Source organism: Polaromonas sp. (assembly GCF_039932935.1).
GTDB lineage: Bacteria > Pseudomonadota > Gammaproteobacteria > Burkholderiales > Burkholderiaceae_C > Polaromonas.
On record NZ_JBDTPB010000145.1, the window covers coordinates 120,451 to 139,621 of the forward strand.

A 19,171-nucleotide genomic window follows, 5' to 3' on the forward strand; every position below is an offset into this window, starting at 1 on the left:
ACATCTGGTCAAATTAGAATGTGTGGATGTCCTATCTCGTTCTTGCCCGCAAATACCGTCCCAAAAATTTCTCTGAAATGGTGGGCCAGTCGCATGTGGTGCAGGCGCTTGGCAATGCGCTGGCCACCCAGCGCTTGCACCATGCTTATTTGTTCACCGGCACGCGGGGCGTGGGCAAGACGACGATTTCGCGCATCCTGGCCAAATCGCTCAATTGCCTGGGCCCGGACGGGCAGGGCGGCATCACGGCGACGCCCTGCGGTGTGTGCCAAGCCTGTACCGATATCGACAGCGGCCGCTTTGTGGATTACACGGAGCTGGACGCAGCGTCCAACCGCGGTGTCGATGAGATTGCCCAGCTGCTGGAGCAAGCCGTTTACAAACCCGTCGTCGGCCGCTTCAAGGTCTTCATGATCGATGAGGTGCACATGCTCACGAACACGGCGTTCAACGCCATGCTCAAGACGCTGGAAGAGCCCCCTGAGTACCTGAAGTTTGTGCTGGCCACGACCGACCCGCAGAAGGTGCCGGCCACGGTGCTGTCGCGCTGCCTGCAGTTCAACCTGCGGCCCATGGCGCCCGAGACCGTGCTGGAGCATTTGACGCAGGTGCTTGGCATAGAAAACGTTCCGGCCGAGCAGCAGGCGCTGCGCCTGCTGGCGCGCGCGGCACGCGGTTCCATGCGTGACGCCCTTTCGCTGACCGACCAGGCCATCGCCTTTGGCTCGGGTTCGCTGGACGAAGCCAGCGTGCGCACCATGCTGGGCAGCGTGGACCGCAGCTATGTGTACCGCTTGCTCGACGCGCTGGCGCGTGGCGACGGCAAGACGGTGGTGGAGACATCAGAGGCGCTGCGGCTGAATGGCCTGAGCGCGGCCTCCACGCTGGAAGAAATGACCACGGTGCTGCAGCGCATGGCGGTGTTGCAGGCCGTACCCGAGATGGGCGCGGGCGACGACGGCGCTGATCCGGATATCGCCGAAACGGCCCGGCTGGCGCAAGCATTGCCCGCCGATGAAACCCAGCTGCTTTACAGCCTGTGCCTGCACGGCCGCGGCGAGCTGGGCCTGGCGCCCGACGAATATGCGGGCCTGACCATGGTGCTGTTGCGCCTGCTGGCCTTTAAACCCCAGGCTTCGGCCGCCGCCAAGCTGGGGAGTGCCGCCGAGCCTGGAAAAAAGCCTCACTCTGAGGCGACGCGCGCGAATGTGCCCGTGCCGCCCGCGCGACCTGTGGCAGCGCCTGCCATTGCGCCTGAACCCGCGCAGCGCGAGCCCGAGCCGTCGGCCCGACCAGCTGCGCCCGAACCGGCCGCGCGCCAGAATTTTGAACAAAAACAGCCTGCAGCCCAGGCAGAGCGTGCGCAACCAGCTATCAATTCAGTAGCATCGTCTGTGCCCCTGCCAGAGCGGCAAGCGCCGCCGCAGCGCCCTCAACCTGGCGCATCCGCGGCGGCCGTCGCGCCGCTGGTGCCTGTTCCGCTGGGGGAAGGCTGGAGCCAGACGGTTAACCAGCTGGTGGCCGCGGAAGCCGTGGCGGCGCTGACGCGTGAGCTGGGTTTGCAGTCTGAACTGCGCAGCCAGGCCGAGGGGCTGTGGACACTGCGGGTGGAGCGCGAATCGCTGAACCAGGTCGCCGCACGCGAAAAGCTGCAAGCGGCCCTGCAGGCGCATCTGGGCGATGCTGCGCTGCGGCTTGCAGTGGAAGTCGGGCCCGTGACCGATACGCCGGCGCGGCGCAACGCGGCGGCGCAGGCTGAGCGTCAGCGTGCCGCCGAAGAGATGATCCAGAACGACCCGTTTGTGCAGGACATGATTCGCGATTGGGGCGCCAAAATTGTCCCCGGCAGCATCCGGCCGCTGGCTTCTAAATCGATATGATCAAAGCCAGTCTTTAAGACGCAAATTTCGGCCCCAAATTTCGACGCTTTCGACGCAAAAACATCATCCGATTCAAGTTTTAAAGGAAACACCCATGTTCAACAAAGGACAACTCGCAGGCCTCATGAAGCAGGCGCAGGCGATGCAGGACAACCTCAAGAAGGCCCAGGAAGAGCTGGCGTTTGTGGAAGTCACGGCTGAAGCTGGCGCTGGCTTGGTAAAGGTCACTATGACCTGCAAGCACGACGTCAAACGCATTGAAATTGACCCCAGCTTGCTGGCCGACGACAAGGACATGCTGGAAGACCTGGTGGCGGCCGCTTTCAATGCCGCTGTGCGCAAGGCCGAAGAAGTCAGCCAGGAAAAGATGGGAAAACTCACGGCCGGAATGCCCGGGCTTCCCGGCGGCATGAAGCTTCCGTTCTAACGGCTACTGCGCGGGCTCATGGCCGCGTTGCGGGTCCCGATCAGGTCATCCTCATGCACCTTAAGTGCATTCCGGTGACCTGACACCCGCGCCTTGCCCTGAACCCGCTCGCTACGCCTTGTTCTTCATATTCTTAAAGCTGCATTTTCCACCACATGGCTGACTCCAACGCTCTCGAAGGCCTGACACAGGCGCTGCGCAAGCTGCCGGGTGTGGGCGCGAAGTCGGCTGCGCGCATGGCGTTTCATCTGCTGCAGCATGACAAAGCCGGCGCACTCCAGATTGCCCGTGCGATGGAGCATGCCGTGAACAGCGTGCGGCATTGCACCCTGTGCAACACGCTGACCGAGCAGGAAGTTTGCGTGACCTGCGCCAATCCGCAGCGCGACCGCAGCAAACTGTGCGTGGTGGAAACGCCGGCCGACCAGGCGGCGCTTGAACGCACGCTGGCCTACAAGGGCCTCTACTTTGTGCTCATGGGCAAGCTCAGCCCGCTGGATGGAATCGGCCCCAACGACATCGGCTTGCAAAAACTGTTTGACCGCGTGGTGCCGAAGGACGGGCAGGGTGAGGCATTGCCCGTCAGCGAGCGTGAAGTCCAGGAAGTGATTCTGGCGACCAATTTCACAGCCGAAGGCGAGGCCACGGCGCATGTGATTGCCCAGGCGCTCAAGAGCCGAGGCGTGCAGGTGACGCGCCTGGCCCGTGGTGTGCCGGTGGGCAGCGAACTTGAGTATGTAGACCTGGGCACCATTGCCCATGCACTGGTAGACCGCAGGTGAGGGCCTCGCGTCTGCCGGTTTAGATTGCCAGCTTGTCTTGCCAGCTCTATTTTTGGCAGCTTTATTTCTATAAATTTAACGCCCGCGTTGGGCAGCTCTAGGAGGAAAACACCATGACATTCGCACGCTTCACCATTGCCTACTGGTGTGTTCTCATCGCTGCCCTGATGCCGATTGTGTGTGCCGGCATTGCCAAATACGGCACGATGGGCACGCCGCGGCGCGACGGCGGATTTGACAACAACAATCCGCGAGGCTGGCTGGCGCGGCAAACCGACTGGCGCGCTCGGGCCAATGCCGCCCAGGCCAACACATTCGAAGCGCTGCCTTTTTTCTTTGCGGCCGTCATCATTGCGCACATCCTGCAGGCAGGGCAAACCCGGCTGGACATCCTCGCGCTTCTCTTTATTGTGTTGCGCATTGCGTACGTGATGATGTACATCGCTGACCTGCCCAAGGCGCGGTCCGCCATTTGGGCCGCGGCACTTTTCATCAACGTCATCATTCTCTTTTCCGGCTATCGCTGACGCGTGCTGCGGGTGTTGAAGTTACCGTTGGTAACGCAACAGCCTTCGGTAAAAACCCGCACGGGATGACCCCGATGCGGGTTTTTTTACGCCTCGATAAGCTTGTGACATCAAAAAAAGAGAGGCCTGCATGATTCGCCAACCCCTGATTTCCCGCCGTACTTTTGCCAGCGGCACCGCACTGGCTGCGGCCACGCTGGCATTGCCGGCGCTTCGCGCGCAGTCCAAGCTCGAGAAAACAAAAATTGCGCTGTCTGTGGGCGGCAAGGCCGCGTTTTATTACCTGCCGCTGACCATTTCCGAGCAACTTGGCTATTTCAAGGCGGAAGGCCTTGATATTGAAATCAGCGACTTCGCCGGCGGTGCGCGTGCGCTGCAGGCTGTCGTTGGTGGGTCCGCCGATGTGTGTTCGGGTGCTTTCGAGCACACCATCAACTTGCAGTCCAAGAACCAGATGTTCCAGGCCTTCGTGCTGCAGGGCAGGGCGCCGCAAATCGCTTTCGGCGTTTCGACCAAAAACATGCCGAACTACAAGACAGTTGCCGACCTCAAGGGCAAGAGGATCGGTGTGTCGGCGCCGGGTTCATCCACCAACATGATGGCCAACCTGGTGCTGTCGCGCGCAGGCCTCAAGCCCAGCGATGTGAGCTTTATCGGCGTCGGCACGGCGGCAGGTGCACTCACCGCGTTGCGGTCGGGCCAGATCGACGCCATGAGCAATACCGACCCGGTCATGACCATGCTCGAACAAAAGGGCGAGGTGAAAATCATCAGCGACACGCGCACCCTCAAGGGCACGATCGAGGTTTTTGGTGGCGCCATGCCGGCGGCCTGCCTGTATGCACCCCTGGAATTCGTCCAGAAAAACCCCAACACCTGTCAGGCGCTGGCCAACGCCATCGTGCATGGCCTCAAATGGCTGCAAACGGCGGGCCCGGGCGACATCATCAAGACCGTGCCCGAAAGTTACCTTCTGGGTGACCGCGCGCTGTACCTGGCGTCGTTCAACAAGGTGCGCGAGTCTATTTCCCTTGACGGCATCATTCCGGACGACGGCGCACGCACGGCGCTCAAGGCTCTTGCCAGTTTTGACCCGAGCATCAAGTCCGACAAAATTGATATTGCCAAAACCTACACCAACGAGTTTGCGCGGCGCGCGAAGGATCGCTTCAAGGCCTAGCCCCGCCCTTGCTGGTGGTAGAGGCCGCCCGGGCTTCTGTCGAAAATACACGAAGCGAAAAGCTCGGGGCCTGTCTTCGCCAGCAGGGGCCGCGGGACTGGCTTTGCCAGACCGCAGGCGCAGCGCCCCCTCGGGGGCAGCGCATTACACGAAGCCGAAGGCGAAGTGAAAAGCGTGGGGGCCTATCTCCGCGCAAGCAGCTTGCTGTAAGCTCCCGCCATGCCTGAACCTGACAACGCTCATGCCCTGGAGCTGATCGACATCAGCTGCACGTTTCGCTCTCGCGACGATGCGGGCCAACGCTACACAGCCGTCAGCAACACCACGTTGCGCATCAACGCAGGTGAGTTCGTGTCGGTCGTGGGGCCCACGGGCTGCGGCAAGTCCACCTTGCTCAACATAGGCGCCGGCCTGCTGGAGCCTTCCTCAGGTCAAGTGCGGGTATTTGGCCAGCCTCTGAGCGGCATCAACACCCGCGCCGGCTACATGTTCCAGACCGAAGCGCTCATGCCCTGGCGTAGCGCCATCGCCAACGTCATGATGGGTTTGCAATACCGAGGTGTTCCGGATACCGAGGCGCGCCGCCAGGCACAGGCCTGGCTGGAGCGCGTGGGGTTGGGCGAGTTCGGCGACCGTTATCCGCACCAACTTTCTGGCGGCATGCGCAAGCGCACCGCGCTGGCCCAGGTGCTGGCACTGGACCCCGACATCATCCTGATGGACGAGCCATTCAGCGCACTCGATATCCAGACGCGCCAGCTCATGGAAAACGAAGTGCTGGATCTTTGGGCCGCCAAAAAGAAGGCGGTGCTGTTCATCACGCACGACCTGGATGAGGCCATCGCCATGAGCGACAGGGTGGTGGTGCTGTCGGCAGGCCCCGGAACGCACCCCATCGGTGAATTTTCGATTGACCTGCCGCGCCCGCGCGATGTGGCCGAAGTGCGCAGCCAGCCGCGGTTTGTCGAGTTGCATACGCAGATATGGAATGTGCTGCGCGACGAAGTGCTTAAAGGCTACGCGCAGCAATTGAAGAAGGCCGCTTGAAATATGGGCCCCCACGTTCGCTCACTGCGTGTAGCGCTCTGCCCCCCTAGGGGGCCGTCGCTTGCTCGGGGCGGCCCTTCGCTGCGCGTCTATGCGTTGTGCGAGTTCCTCGGGTCCTTCAGAAAGAGTGCCTGACATGTGGCGCCATATCAAACCGTCTGAAAACAATTTACGCGCATGGCAAGTCGGCCTGCTGGTGTTCATTTTGCTGGGTTGGCATCTGGTTTCGCGCGACCAGCAGATCGCTTTCTTTCTGGGTGAGCCCATCAAGGTGGCTGGCCGTGTCTGGAGCTGGTTCATGCCGTTCGGCTTCGGCCCGAGCCGCCTGTTTCCCGATGGGCTTGCGGGTAATGCCGACATTTATATCCACCTGGGCACCACGCTGCTGGAGACCGTGCTGGCCTTCGGCATAGGCACCGTGCTGGGCCTGGCTTTCGGCCTGTGGCTGGCATTGGCGCCCACGGCCAGCGCCATCCTGGACCCGTACATCAAGGCCGCCAACTCGATGCCACGCGTGATCCTGGCGCCTATCTTTTCGCTGTGGCTGGGCCTGGGCATCTGGAGCAAGGTGGCGCTTGCGGTCACGCTGGTGTTCTTCATTGTGTTCTTCAATGTGTACCAGGGCGTCAAAGAGGTCAGCCCGGTGGTGCTGGCCAATGCGCGCATGCTGGGCGCCAACCAGCGGCAGCTGCTGCGCACGGTTTACCTGCCCAGCGCAACGAGCTGGGTGTTTTCCAGTTTGCATACATCCGTGGGGCTGGCTTTTGTCGGGGCGGTCGTGGGCGAATACCTGGGCTCGGCGCGCGGTGTGGGCTACCTGATCCTCCAGGCTGAGGGGACGTTTGACGTCAACACGGTGTTTGCCGGCATCGTGGTGCTGACGGCGTTCGCCCTGGTGCTTGACGGCATCGTGGGCAAGCTCGAAAAGCGGCTCATGAAGTGGCAACCGCGCACCGGCGAAACGGAAAAGCTCTAGGTTGGTTGTGCAACACAGCATCTACAGCACCCACTGCATCAACAGGCCCTAGCCCTCCCGGCAATTCACCTGTCGTCCTACAGCTTTTAGCCGAGCGTCTCTTTACAGTCATGGCTGGTCAGCCCCGCTTCGCCCCCGGCGCCGCGCGGTGGCCGCTTCAACTCCAAGGACGCATCATGAATCTTTCACTCAGCATCGGCCCTATCGTGTCCCTGATCGCGGGCATTCTCATTTTGCTGATACCGCGACTGCTCAATTACATCGTGGCAATTTACCTGATCGTGATCGGCCTGATCGGTTTGTTCGGCAGCGGTTCGTTCAAGCTGTAGCCGCTGTCGCTGCGATCCCCGGAGCAATCAAACGCGCGGGGAAAGAGGCAAAAAAAGGCTGGGTCGATTCCCTCCGGGCTCCGATCAAAAACCCTCTAGCGCTTTTTGGATTTGGCGACCGGTTTTTTTGCGCTGCTGCGCTTGACGGCTTTGGTCGCGGCGCTGCTGCGGCCGTGGCTCCGGCTGGAAGCCTTGGGAGCATTTTTGACCGGAAGAAACACCACCACCTGGTGCCCTGGCTTGAACGGGCTTGAGGTGCTGACGTTATTCCATTCGGCAACGCTCGCGGCGCTCAGGCCGTAGCGCTTGGCAATCGTTGCGACCGACTCGCCCTTGCGGGCCTTGACGGTGGTGCGGCGCGTCACGACTTCGGGGGAAAACGAGATCTGGGCAGTGTCTGCAACGTGGCTGGTGACGTCGTCTTCAACCTTGGCTGAACGCGGCACCAGCAGGGTGGAGCCGGCCTTGATGAGCATGCGCGGCGGTATGCTGTTGACGCCGCGCAGGTCGGCTTCGTTCATGCCAGTGCGTCGCGCCGCTTCGGCGGGGTTCATGGTGCTGGGCGCAGTCCAGGCCGTCCAGCTGGCATATTGCCCTTGCGTATAGGCCTCAAAGTTGCGCTGGAACACCGTGGCGTTGTCCCAGGGCAGCAGAATCAGCGGCGTGCCGGCCGCGATGATGACCGGGCGATGCGCCGAGGGGTTGAGTGCCTTGAAATCTTCAATCTTGACGTCGGCCAGGCGCGCAGCCAGGGCGACATCAATGTCGCGTGTGATCAAGACCTGCTGAAAATACGGGTGGTTTTCGATCAGCGGCAGCTCGGTGCGAAAGGCTTGCGGGTTGGCCACAATGTTCTTGACTGCTTGCAGCTTGGGCACGTAGAGCCGGGTTTCTGCTGGCATGTTCAGGTCGGCGTAGCTGGTGCCGAGCCCCGCTTTCCGGTTTTTGGCAATGGCACGGCCTACGCTGCCTTCGCCCCAGTTATAGGCGGCCAGCGCCAGGTGCCAGTCGCCAAACATGCCGTAGAGTTTTTGCAGATAGTCCAGCGCGGCGCGGGTTGAGGCAAGTACGTCGCGCCGGTCGTCGCGGAAAGCGTTTTGCTTCAGGTCGAAGTACTTGCCGGTGGCCGGCATGAACTGCCACATGCCGGCGGCCTTGGCGCTCGACACGGCCTGCGGATTGAAGGCGCTTTCGATGAACGGCAGCAGGGCCAGCTCGGTCGGCATCTGCCGGCGTTCGAGTTCTTCGACGATGTGGAAAAGGTATTTGCTGGAGCGCTCGGTCATGCGCTGGATGTAGTCTGGCCGGCTTGCGTACCACTGCTCACGATCAGTCACGAGCTCGTTTTGCAGGTCGGGCATGGCGAAGCCACGCCGAATGCGGTCCCACAATTCTTTGGGGGGCTCTGTCGAAGCGATGGTGTGCGAGTTGATCTGGCCCGGCGTGATCGCCTGAAGCGGGCCTCCCGGTACTTGCGATTTGGCGGCGGAGCCTGGATTGGCCACCAGAACCGGATCACCCGGCATGCCTGGTGGCTGTGTGGCGCAGCCTGCAAGGAATGCCGTAACAAGCACGAACGCCGGTAGAAGGATGCGAAAGCGGGTGAGGTTGGAGAGTGAAGTCGCTGCAGTGGTTTGGTCGTGTGGCGTCATTTGAATTGGTTTTTCCACTGCCTGATGGCGGCAAATACGGTGTTGTCGTCATGGGCCGACGCGTCAAAGCGGCGGGCAGCAGCCATGATAGTGGGTTGGCGGGTTCGCAGAAAGGGGTTGACCTGCAGCTCCTGGGCTATGGAGGTCGGCAAGGTCGGTTTGTCTTGGGCGCGAAGCGCAACGCATTGCGCCTGGTATGCCGCGAGCTTGGCGTTGGCCGGCTCAACGGCCATGGCAAAGCGCAGGTTGCTCAGCGTGTATTCGTGGGTGCAGCACACCACGGTATTGCCTGGCAGCGCCGCCAGCTTGTCGAGCGAGGTCAGCATTTGCGCCGGGGTCCCTTCAAAAAGCCGGCCGCACCCGCCGGAAAACAAGGTGTCGCCGCAAAACAGCAAGGGCCTGTTGTCAAGCTCGGGTGTGTAGAAGGCGATGTGACCCGCAGTGTGACCGGGTACGTCGATCACCTGAAAATCGAGGCCGAGCGCCGTGACGCTGTCGCCGCCCCTGAGTGGGGTGTAGGGCTGTGGAATGGATTCCGTGGCGGGGCCGTAGACTGTAGCTCCCCAGGTCTCGCGCAGCGCCGCCACGCCACCGGTATGGTCTGCATGATGATGCGTGACTAGAATCGACTCCAGTTGCAATGCGTGCTTTTCCAGGGCGTGTTGCACCGGCCCGGCATCTCCCGGGTCCACGACCAGGGCGCGCCTGCCGTCATGCAACAACCAGAGGTAGTTGTCGTCGAAGGCAGGAATGGGAAGCAAATACATACAGTGGTCTCAATGAGCTCTGAAATTATAGGTTTGACGGACTGGTTGAAGACCCCACCCGGCGGCTATCTTCTGGATTGGGAACGCACGCAATTTGACCAGGCCGTCAGCGACGTCTTTGGCTACCACGCGCTGCAATTGGGCCTGCCGGAGCTCGACGCCCTCCAAGCCAATCGCATGCCGCACAAATGGCTGGCGCTGGATTCGCTTCCGTTGCCGCCTGCGCCGAACAAGGCCCCGACTCACGATACGAGCGTTCGGCCGCCAGCAAGTTCCCCGCGTGCAGCGCTTGTGACCGATGCGGGCGCGCTTCCGTTTCCCGAAAACAGCCTGGACCTCGTGGTACTGCCGCATACGCTTGAACTCAGCAGCGACCCACACGCGACTCTGCGTGAGGTCAGCCGTGTACTCGTTCCCGAGGGACGGGTGGTCATCAGCGGCTTCAATCCGACCAGTTTGTGGGGTTTGCGCCAGCGCCGCGCGCATCTTTACCAGCGCTGGGGATACGACAATCTTTTTCTGCCCAAAACAGGCGAGTTCATTGGCTACTGGCGCCTTCGCGACTGGTTGAGGCTGCTCGACTTTGAGGTAGAGTCGGGGCGCTTCGGCTGTTACCGGCCGGCGCTCACGAGTCAAGCCTGGCTGGACCGTTTTGAGTGGATGGACGCGGCAGGTGAACGCTGGTGGCCTATTTTTGGGGCGGTTTATTTTGTGGCGGCAGTCAAGCGCGTGCGGGGTGTCCGCCTGCTGGAGCCCGCCTGGAAAGCGAGAAGGGCGCCTGCAACGGCGCCTGCCGCCATCGCGAACAAAGAGCCGCTCACCCGGTCATCGCGCCTGCATCCGCCCACCTGATTTTCTTTAACCACCAGCGGCCGTCAAGGCCCTGGAAGCATTCATCCTTCATGACCGACCCACTGACAGACACACCCCAACAACCACAACACGTCGTGATCTATACCGACGGAGCATGCAAGGGAAACCCCGGCCCCGGAGGCTGGGGGGCGCTGCTGGCCATGGGGGGCACCGAAAAAGAGCTATTTGGCGGCGAGCTCGGCACCACCAACAACCGCATGGAAATGACGGCGGTCATCGAGGCGTTGGCGGCGCTGAAGCGACCCTGCAGCGTGACGCTTTACCTGGACAGCGAATACGTGCGCAAGGGCATTACCGAGTGGATCCATGGCTGGAAAGCCCGCGGCTGGCGCACAGCGGCGAAAGCACCCGTCAAGAATGTGGACCTCTGGCAGCGCCTCGACGCACTGATCGTGTCCAGCGGTCACAAAATTGACTGGCGCTGGGTCAAGGGCCACGCGGGCGACCCTGGTAACGAGCGGGCTGACGCGCTGGCCAACAAGGGCGTGGAACGCGCGCTGGGTCGTCTGTAACAACCGGCGTGAGCCGCACCATAAGCGTACATAGCGTCGCTGTTGGACGGCTTTTCCAACAGGTTTGGTAAAGCCGTTGTAAAGCTGATGAAGAGCCCCCACGACGACGCCCTAAAAGCAGTGCGTGGGCCGGGCTGTCCTGCTACATTGGAACTTTGTTTCGTTTTCTAACAAGTTCTTCCCCCACTTCTTTCATGGCTTCAAAAGTAATTTATACGGTGGTGGCCATAGCGGGTATCTCCGCAGCTTCGGGCGCGGCTTGGTGGCTCCAGAAACCCAAGGGCAATGACGCTGCTACCGCGAGCACCGCGGCTGCCTCCACGTCAGGCGGCAACGCAGCCGCCAGCGGAAAACCCCCAACGGTTGAAGCTGCAAAAGTGGAAGTGGCAAAGATCACGGACGGCACACAGGCGGTGGGCAGCCTGCGTTCACGCCGTGGCGTGGTGTTGCGTCCGGAGATCAGCGGACGCATTACCCAGCTTAATTTCACCGATGGCCAGCGCGTCCGTAAAGGGCAGGTGCTGGTTCAGTTTGATGATCAGTTGCCTCAGGCACAAGTGCAGCAAAGCCAGGCCGAACTCTCCATCGCCCAGGCCAACCAGAAGCGTAACCAGGAACTGGTCGCGCAGAACTTCATCAGCCAGCGATCGCTGGACGAAAGCGCCGCCAATCTTCAGGTGGCCCAGGCCAAGCTCTCGCTCGCCAAAGCCACGGCCGCACGCCTGAAGATCCTTGCGCCGTTTGACGGCATTGTGGGTATCCGGCAGGTCAACGTGGGCGACTACCTCAAGGACGGGGCCGACATTGTCAATATCGAAGACATCGAGGCCATTTTTGTCGACTTTCGCCTGCCGGAGCGCTTTCAAAACAAGGTCAGGCGCGGGCAAACCGCCACGCTCGACATAGACGCGCTGCCGGGACGCCAATACGCCGCGCAAATCCAGGCTATTGACCCTCTGATCGACGCGAACGGCCGCTCCGTTGGTATCCGGGGCTGCATCGACAACCGGCTGTTACAGCTTCGGCCCGGTATGTTTGCCCGCGTCAACACGGTGTTTGGCTCGCGCGACAACGCACGCGTCATCCCGGAAGAGGCCATCGTCCCGCAGGGGGGCAAGCAATTTGTGATCAAGCTGCTTGACGGCCCTGATGAACAAACCAAAACCAGCAAACGCGTCGAGGTCAAAGTTGGCTTGCGCACGCCGGGCAAGGTCGAGATCCTCGAAGGGCTTGAGCCGGGCGAGACGGTAGTCACCACCGGCCAGCAACGCGTTCAGCGCGACGGCACCCTGGCCACCGTGGTGGACCTGACGGCGGCGCGCGCTGGGCGGGCGCCTGCGGAGCGATCTGCCGCGGCGTCTGCGCCTGCTGCCTCCGCGGGGAAAACCGAGGCCGCACCGGTGGCCGGCGGGGCCAGCGTGAAGACGGAATCCGCTCCGGCAAAGGTGGCGCCGCAGGCATCCGCCGCATCGTCGGGGCCTAACCCGTGCGGTGTGGTGGTGTCGGAAGCAAGCCCGGCAATGGTTCCGGCCAAGGGTGCCATCGCCCCCGAACACCGTGCTGCTCCGGCAGTGCGCGACCCGGCGTGACAAAGGCCCTGCAGCTCACGGACCGGATTGACGTCAACAGTGAAGTAAACGCCGCTCATGCAACTCGCTGAAGTCTCCATACGCCGCCCGGTCTTTGCCACCGTGCTCTCCCTGCTCATCATTCTGGTGGGGGCCGTGAGCTTTAACCGCCTGGCGGTGCGCGAATATCCCAAAATCGATGAGCCTGTGGTCACGGTGAGCGTGCGCTATGCCGGCGCGTCGGCAGAAGTCATTGAAACGCAGGTAACCAAACCGCTGGAGGATTCCATCGCAGGCATTGATGCCGTCGACGTGATCACTTCCATCAGCCGCGCCGACCAGGCGCAGATCAGCGTGCGTTTCAGGCTTGAAAAGGACGCCGATTCCGCCGCCGCCGAGGTTCGCGACAGGACCTCGCGCGTGCGCAACAGGCTGCCTCAGGCCATTGAAGAACCGGTGATCGCCAAGGTCGAAGCCGATGCCTTCCCTGTGATCCAGATTGCCTTTTCCAGCGAATCACTGACGCCCCTGCAGATCAACGACCTGGTCAATCGCATCGTCAAGCCCCGCCTGCAAACCGTGACCGGCGTGGCGGACGTCCGTATCTTCGGTGAGCGCAAATATGCCATGCGGGTGTGGCTGGACACCGACCGGCTCGCCTCTTACCGCTTGACCACGCAGGACGTGGAAGATGCCATTCGCCGCAGCAACCTGGAGCTGCCTGCCGGGCGCATTGAGTCGCAGCAGCGTGAATTCAGCGTGACGTCGCAAACCGATCTGGTCCGGCCGGCCCAGTTCGGCGAGATCGTCATCAAGAACGTGAACGGGTTCAGCGTCAAGGTCAAGGACGTCGCCCGCGTGCAGGAAGGGGCCGCCGACGAGCGTACTGCCGTGCGGCTCAATGGCCGGTCTGCCGTCGCTGTGGGCGTGATCCGCCAGGCCACGGCCAACCCGTTGGACCTGTCCAAGGGGGTGCGCGATGTGCTTCCCAAGCTCAAGGCCGACCTGCCGCCTGATGTCCTGATCGATATTGCCAATGACAACTCGGTGTTCATTGATCGCTCCGTCAAGAACGTTTACCGCACCATTGCGGAGGCAATCCTGCTGGTGGCACTGGTGATTTTTGTGTTTTTGCGCACGCTGCGCGCATCCATCATTCCGATCATCACGATTCCCGTCAGCCTGATCGGCACGTTCGCCATGATGGCGCTGGCAGGTTTCACCATCAACACGCTGACCCTGCTGGCCCTGGTGCTGGCCATTGGCCTGGTGGTGGACGACGCCATCGTGATGCTGGAGAACATCTTCCGGCACATTGAAGAGGGCATGGACCCGTTTTCCGCGGGCATCAAGGGGGCGCGTGAAATCGGGTTTGCAGTGGTCACCATGACCGCCACGCTGGTGGCGGTGTACGCGCCGCTGGCGTTCACGCCGGGCCGCACAGGGCGTCTTTTTGTCGAATTTGCCCTGGCGCTGGCCGGGGCGGTGGTGGTCTCGGGCTTTGTCGCTTTGACCCTGACGCCCATGATGTGCACGAAGCTCCTCAAGCACAATCCCAAGCCCAATCGCTTCGACCGTTTCATGGAGCGGCTGCTGACATCGGCGTCCGACCGATACGGCACCGCCCTGCGCTGGGTGGTCACGGCACGCTATACGGCGCCGGTTTCCGGTGACGCGACGGCGCCGCGGAGCAGCGCCGGTCAGCGGTTCAAGGGGCTGATTCTTCAGGCCCGCTGGATCGTGATTGGCGTCATGGTGCTCAGCGCCCTGGCCATCGCTCTGGTATTTCCGTCGATGAAGCAGGAGCTGTCCCCCATGGAAGACCGGGGGGTTATTCTTGCCAACGTCAATGCACCGGATGGCGCCACGCTGGACTACACCAATCGCTACGCCAAGGCCCTCGAAACGATGGGCGAACCGTACAAGGAATTCGACCGTATTTTTGCCAATGTGGGCAACCCGACGGTGGCGCAGGCCAGTGTGGTGTACCGCACCGTCGATTGGGATGAACGAAAGCGGTCCACCATGGACATGGCGCGGGAGCTGCAGCCCAAATTCAACGCCTTGCCGGGCGTCACGGCATTTCCCATCACGCCGCCTTCGCTGGGCCAGGGCTTTCGGGAACGCCCGCTCAACTTCGTGATCCAGACGTCCGACAGCTACCAGAACCTCAATACAGTGGTGCGCCAGATACTGGACGAGATTGCCAAGAATCCCGGCATCGTCTCGCCCGATGTCGACTTGCGTTTGAACAAGCCTGAGCTGCGCATCGAGGTGGAGCGCGACAAGGCCGCCGACCTCGGCGTCAGTGTTGAGGTGGTGGCCAAGGCGATCGAGACGCTGCTGGGTGGCCGAAACGTGACCCGTTACAAGCGCGATGCCGAACAATACGATGTGATCGTGCAGACGGCGGCCAGTGGCCGCACCACGCCCGACGACATTGACCGCATCTATGTGCGGGGCCGCAACGACGCGATGATTCCGCTGTCGGCGCTGGTCAAGGTGCGTGAAAGCGTTTCTCCGCGCGAACTGAACCATTTCGGGCAGCGCCGTTCCGTATCCATCACGGCGAGCCTGGCCGGTGACTACTCATTGGGTGAGGCCTTGCGCTTCATGGACCGCACGGCTGCCAAGGTTCTCAAAACCGGTTACAGCACCGACCTGAACGGCACCTCGCGCGAGTTCAAGAACTCCCAGGGCGCGCTGGCCATCGTGTTTGTGCTGGCCCTGGTGTTTATTTTCCTGGTGCTGGCTGCGCAGTTTGAAAGTTTTGTGGACCCGTTGGTCATCATGCTGTCGGTGCCGTTGTCGATGATTGGTGCGCTGCTGGCGCTGAAGTGGAGCGGCGGCTCGCTCAATGTCTATTCGCAAATCGGCCTGATCACGCTGGTCGGCCTGATCACCAAGCACGGCATCCTGATTGTGGAGTTCACCAATCAGCTTCGCGGGCAAGGCATGGAAATGATCGACGCACTGGTCAAGGCGGCATCGCAGCGCCTTCGCCCGATCATGATGACAACGGGCGCCATGGTGCTGGGGGCTTTGCCCCTGGCGCTGGCCCACGGTGCGGGCGCGGAAAGCCGCGCGCAGATCGGCTGGGTTATTGTGGGTGGCATGTCGCTGGGCACCTTGCTCACCGTGTTCGTGGTGCCCACCATGTACACGCTGTTTGCCCGCAAGGCAGTCCCTGGCGCCAACAAGGCCATTGCCAGGGAGCAGCCCGATGAACACCTTGAGCATCCAGAGTACGTGGCCAAGTGACAAAGAGGCCCCCTGCATGTCGGGCAAGGCCCTTGGCATGCTGCTGAGAAAGCTGTTTTGACCGCAAACCCTGCGGGCCGAATCCGTACAGCAGCTTCTTCTCTGATTCCGTTCCTGTTTGCAGTGGCCCATATGGCTTCTGCGCAACCCCAGGAAACACCCGCCGTTGGCACCTATGGTGTGCAGTTCGTCTGTTCGTCATCCCAGCTGGCGCAGCTCAGTCCCGACATGTTTCGCTATCTCCTGCGGCTCGGCATTCCAGCCCGCCTGGTTCAGGAAACCTTCGACAAGCCCCGGGGCGCCGTGACGTATTCCCTGCTGGGTTCAGGCGCGGTCGTGAGCACCCTGTTTTTGGCGCAACGCCCGGAGCTGGCGATCAAGGACGAGGTGGTGCTTGTGCCTGTGAAAAACAACAAGACGCGCAAGCTCAAGACTGTTTCAAAAAAAGAAATCCTGCTGGCCTTGCTGCACCCGGGCCGCTTGACTGAATTCAAGGGCAAGGCCTGCGATGTAGAGGCCCTGGCCGACCATGTGGGTATTCGCCAGAACACCGTTGTCTGGGCCGAAGTTCTGGAATGGGGTTGGCCTGAGGGCGGCCCCTCAAAATGGAATAACCGTTATTGGGTCAAGGGAACGCCCAAACTCCGCACCCCCTTGCATACGGCCCTCAATGACATGTTTTTTGACCAGGGGAAATACCACATAGGCTGCTACGCCGCGACCAAGGTGGTGTTCGCCCAAGGTGCGCTTGATTACTTTCGCCGCGTCAAACGGGATGCCGGCAAGGCACGCAGTGTGGAGCAGCGCTTGCTGTCCGGCGGAGAGCCGCTGGTCGACCTGGAACCCGGCCGCATGTGGAGCTTTGAAACTGATTTTGATCCGCTTGAGCTTGATCGGCCAGGCAAGGTCTTGCGCATGGTGGGCGGTGTTGCCGCCGGCAACTTTGTTCCGGGCGATTGGGCGTATTTGCTGAACACCGACGTGCGCACCAGCCAGAAGACGGGGTATGAAGGCTCGAACGCCATCTACCTGGGCGGCAACCGGTTTGACGACTATTACAACGACAACGAGAACCGCCATCACTACACCTACGGCGAAAAACTCAGTGAGGTCTATCAGTGGCGTCATGATGTTTTCAGCCGGCAGCGCGACGCCGACAAAATACAGCACCTGGCCGCGCACGACTATGAGCGCCTGAATGCCACGCCCGAACAAGGCGGCTTGCTGATGGGCTTTCGCGTCATGCCCTATTTTTTCGGCTATGAAGACCTGCCTGCGCTACCAGGGCCCCGCAACGATTAGGGCTTGTCGTCGCCGCGCATTCACTGGCGCTACAGGGCGCCCTCAAACATGAGGACGTCAACAAGGTCCCCTGCGGCGACATTGCCTTGGGCGTGGTGAAGCACCATCAGGCCGTTGGCTTCGGCCATGGAGCGCAGCACGCCTGAACCCTGGTTACCGGTGGTTTTAACTTGCAGCGAGCCATCGGCCGCGGTGGACACCCAGCCGCGCTGGTATTCGGTACGGCCCGGTTTCTTGCGGATGGGCTCCAGGCTTTGGGCCTTGAGCAGGGGCGCGCGCACCGGCTTGGCCCCCATCATTTGCAACAGGGCGGGGCGCACAAAGGCCAGGAAAGTCACCATCACTGCGACGGGATTGCCGGGCAAGCCAAAAAGGACAGCTCCCGCGCTCCCCGAAGGGGCTGTTTCGCCTTGGGGCGGCCCGGCGGTGAAACGGCCGCCGTCTCCCGGTGCGCTATTGTTTTCATAGCTGCTTGCGCTCGTCCCGATTTGGCTAGAGCCCGATTTGTCCGTTGAAATGCGCCCCACGGCCATGGGCCGGCCCGGCCGCATCGCGATGCGCCAGAAGGCCACGTCGCCCAGTTTTTTCATCATGGCCTTGGTGAAGTCCGCTTCGCCGACGCTGACACCGCCAGAGGTGATGATGGCATCGGCCTCTGCTGCCGCGCGTTTGAATGCAGCCTCCAAAAGCGGCGGGTCATCGCGCACCACGCCCATGTCAATCACTTCGCAGCCCAGGCGGCTGAGCATGCCAAAGACGGTGTAGCGGTTGCTGTCGTACACCGCGCCTTCGCGCGGCGCTTCGCCCAGCGAAAGAATTTCGTCACCGGTGGAGAAGTAGGCCACCCGCAACGGCCGCCAGGTCGACAGCGTTTTAAGCCCCAAAGAGGCTGCCAGGCCAAGCCTGGCGGGCGTAACCAGCTCTCCTTTTAGGAGCGCAGGCCGACCTTGCATGAGGTCTTCACCACGCAGGCGGCGGTTGTCGCCGGGCCTGAGCAAACCGGCCGGGATGCTGATGCGTGTGCCCTGGCCATCAGGCTGCACCGTGACAAACTCCTGCGGCACCACGGTGTCCAGCCCCATCGGCATGATGGCGCCGGTCATGATCTTGACGCATTGGCCGGGCCCGGCGCTGCCTTGCCAGGCCTTGCCCGCCAGCGCTGTGCCGTCCGCCACGCGCAGTTCAAGCACCTTGCCGGCCACCAGCTGCGCGCCGTCGAAGGCATAGCCGTCCATGGCCGAGTTGTCGTGAGGCGGCACGTCAAAAGGCGAGACCACATCCTGGGCCAGCACCCGTCCCAAGGCCTGCATCAAGGGCAGTTCGAGCGTGTCTTGCACCGGAGTGACGAGCCTGGACAGGAAATCCAGTACCTGGTCTGCTGACAAGGCCTGCGGGTCGTAGCCCTGCAGTTCCGCCGCAATCTGGTCGAGTGTTTTCACGGCAGGCGGGATTCCAGTTGGTGCAGTTCGGCCAGCGTGTTGGCGTTGAAAAAGCTCCGGCCGTCGTCGTCGGGTTTGTCAAACGGAACCGTGACGGTGCGGTGCTGCGCGGTCCAGGCGTCTATCTTGCGGCCGCCGCCGTGAGTAAATTGCACCAGGCTTTCCAGCATGTGCGTGCCCATGAGGCAGAACACCGGCTGTGGCCTGAGCTGCCCATCTTCTTCAGGTGCGGCCGCGACGGCAAAGTCGACATCGCCGCGCGCCAGGGCTTCGGCAAGACGGGCCACCAGATCTTGCGGAAAGAGCGGCGTGTCGCACGGCACGGTCAGCAGATACGGGGTTTCGCAGCGCTCAAGGCCTGTCAGGAATCCCGCCAGAGGCCCGGCAAACTCCCCCAAGCCCGTACTGTCGGGCCAGACCGGCACGCCAAACGACTCATAGGCCGCCAGGTTGCGGTTGGCATTGATCATCACCTCGCCGACCTGCGGCGACAAGCGCATCAACGTATGCAGCGCCAGCGGAATACCGTTGAAGTTCTGCAGGCCTTTGTCGACCCCACCCATGCGCGAACCACGGCCTCCGGCAAGAATGACGCCGGTGATGGCTTCGGCATGGATGAGGATCGGCATGTGAGAGTCTTTCAAAACAG

At 61.9% G+C, this 19,171-nt stretch carries 17 protein-coding genes; 13 read left to right on the forward strand and 4 right to left on the reverse strand.

The genetic code is table 11. The features are described 5' to 3' along the window. The first annotated feature begins 26 nt into the window (after window positions 1-26). From dnaX to ABI546_RS22330, 8 genes are all read left to right on the forward strand, one after another. Window positions 27-1,880 (forward strand): DNA polymerase III subunit gamma/tau, encoded by a 1,854-nt coding sequence (gene dnaX, locus ABI546_RS22295; protein WP_348050354.1) that lies wholly within the window; start codon window positions 27-29, stop codon window positions 1,878-1,880. 94 nt (window positions 1,881-1,974) lie between these two features. Next, on the forward strand, window positions 1,975-2,307 hold the full coding sequence (locus tag ABI546_RS22300) for a YbaB/EbfC family nucleoid-associated protein (RefSeq protein ID WP_348050356.1): 333 nt from the start codon (window positions 1,975-1,977) through the stop codon (window positions 2,305-2,307). A 155-nt stretch (window positions 2,308-2,462) separates the two neighbouring features. Next, window positions 2,463-3,089, forward strand: a complete 627-nt coding sequence (recR, locus tag ABI546_RS22305) for a recombination mediator RecR (RefSeq protein ID WP_348050358.1) — start codon at window positions 2,463-2,465, stop codon at window positions 3,087-3,089. 113 nt (window positions 3,090-3,202) lie between these two features. Then, window positions 3,203-3,616, forward strand: a complete 414-nt coding sequence (locus ABI546_RS22310) for an MAPEG family protein (protein ID WP_348050360.1) — start codon at window positions 3,203-3,205, stop codon at window positions 3,614-3,616. 130 nt (window positions 3,617-3,746) lie between these two features. After that, on the forward strand, window positions 3,747-4,796 hold the full coding sequence (locus tag ABI546_RS22315; protein ID WP_348050362.1) for an ABC transporter substrate-binding protein: 1,050 nt from the start codon (window positions 3,747-3,749) through the stop codon (window positions 4,794-4,796). Between the two features lie 219 nt (window positions 4,797-5,015). Continuing rightward, entirely contained in the window at window positions 5,016-5,843 is an 828-nt protein-coding gene (locus ABI546_RS22320) for an ABC transporter ATP-binding protein (RefSeq protein WP_348050364.1), read from the forward strand. A 136-nt stretch (window positions 5,844-5,979) separates the two neighbouring features. Beyond that, window positions 5,980-6,819, forward strand: a complete 840-nt coding sequence (locus ABI546_RS22325; RefSeq protein WP_348050366.1) for an ABC transporter permease — start codon at window positions 5,980-5,982, stop codon at window positions 6,817-6,819. Between the two features lie 176 nt (window positions 6,820-6,995). Beyond that, complete coding sequence (locus ABI546_RS22330; RefSeq protein ID WP_348050368.1) at window positions 6,996-7,148, forward strand: DUF3096 domain-containing protein; 153 nt, start codon at window positions 6,996-6,998, stop codon at window positions 7,146-7,148. 95 nt (window positions 7,149-7,243) lie between these two features. Here ABI546_RS22330 and ABI546_RS22335 read toward each other — a convergent pair whose 3' ends face one another. Together ABI546_RS22335 and gloB are read right to left on the reverse strand one after the other, a co-directional pair. Beyond that, window positions 7,244-8,674, reverse strand: coding sequence for a transglycosylase SLT domain-containing protein (locus tag ABI546_RS22335; RefSeq protein WP_348050673.1), 1,431 nt, complete (start codon window positions 8,672-8,674; stop codon window positions 7,244-7,246). A gap of 122 nt (window positions 8,675-8,796) precedes the next feature. Next, a complete protein-coding gene (gene gloB, locus ABI546_RS22340; RefSeq protein WP_348050370.1) occupies window positions 8,797-9,567 on the reverse strand; it encodes a hydroxyacylglutathione hydrolase in 771 nt (256 codons plus the stop codon). Window positions 9,568-9,579: 12 nt separating this feature from the next. Between gloB and ABI546_RS22345 the strand changes: the two genes are divergently transcribed. The 5 genes from ABI546_RS22345 (at window position 9,580) to ABI546_RS22365 (ending at window position 17,083) form a co-directional block, all read left to right on the forward strand. Beyond that, window positions 9,580-10,419, forward strand: a complete 840-nt coding sequence (locus ABI546_RS22345; protein WP_348050372.1) for a methyltransferase domain-containing protein — start codon at window positions 9,580-9,582, stop codon at window positions 10,417-10,419. Window positions 10,420-10,469: 50 nt separating this feature from the next. Then, on the forward strand, window positions 10,470-10,952 hold the full coding sequence (gene rnhA / locus ABI546_RS22350; protein ID WP_348050374.1) for a ribonuclease HI: 483 nt from the start codon (window positions 10,470-10,472) through the stop codon (window positions 10,950-10,952). 194 nt (window positions 10,953-11,146) lie between these two features. Beyond that, window positions 11,147-12,541: an efflux RND transporter periplasmic adaptor subunit gene (locus ABI546_RS22355; protein ID WP_348050376.1), complete on the forward strand. Its 1,395-nt coding sequence runs from the start codon at window positions 11,147-11,149 to the stop codon at window positions 12,539-12,541. Window positions 12,542-12,598: 57 nt separating this feature from the next. Next, the gene (locus tag ABI546_RS22360; RefSeq protein ID WP_348050378.1) at window positions 12,599-15,781 is read left to right on the forward strand and encodes an efflux RND transporter permease subunit; all 3,183 of its coding nucleotides are present in this window, start codon (window positions 12,599-12,601) and stop codon (window positions 15,779-15,781) included. A 132-nt stretch (window positions 15,782-15,913) separates the two neighbouring features. Next, window positions 15,914-17,083 (forward strand): hypothetical protein, encoded by a 1,170-nt coding sequence (locus ABI546_RS22365; protein WP_348050380.1) that lies wholly within the window; start codon window positions 15,914-15,916, stop codon window positions 17,081-17,083. A 29-nt stretch (window positions 17,084-17,112) separates the two neighbouring features. Here ABI546_RS22365 and ABI546_RS22370 read toward each other — a convergent pair whose 3' ends face one another. Next, the gene (locus ABI546_RS22370; RefSeq protein ID WP_348050382.1) at window positions 17,113-18,522 is read right to left on the reverse strand and encodes a molybdopterin molybdotransferase MoeA; all 1,410 of its coding nucleotides are present in this window, start codon (window positions 18,520-18,522) and stop codon (window positions 17,113-17,115) included. Continuing rightward, entirely contained in the window at window positions 18,519-19,151 is a 633-nt protein-coding gene (gene mobA, locus ABI546_RS22375) for a molybdenum cofactor guanylyltransferase MobA (RefSeq protein ID WP_348050384.1), read from the reverse strand. Before mobA ends, ABI546_RS22370 begins: the two co-directional genes overlap by 4 nt. Window positions 19,152-19,171 lie beyond the last annotated feature (20 nt).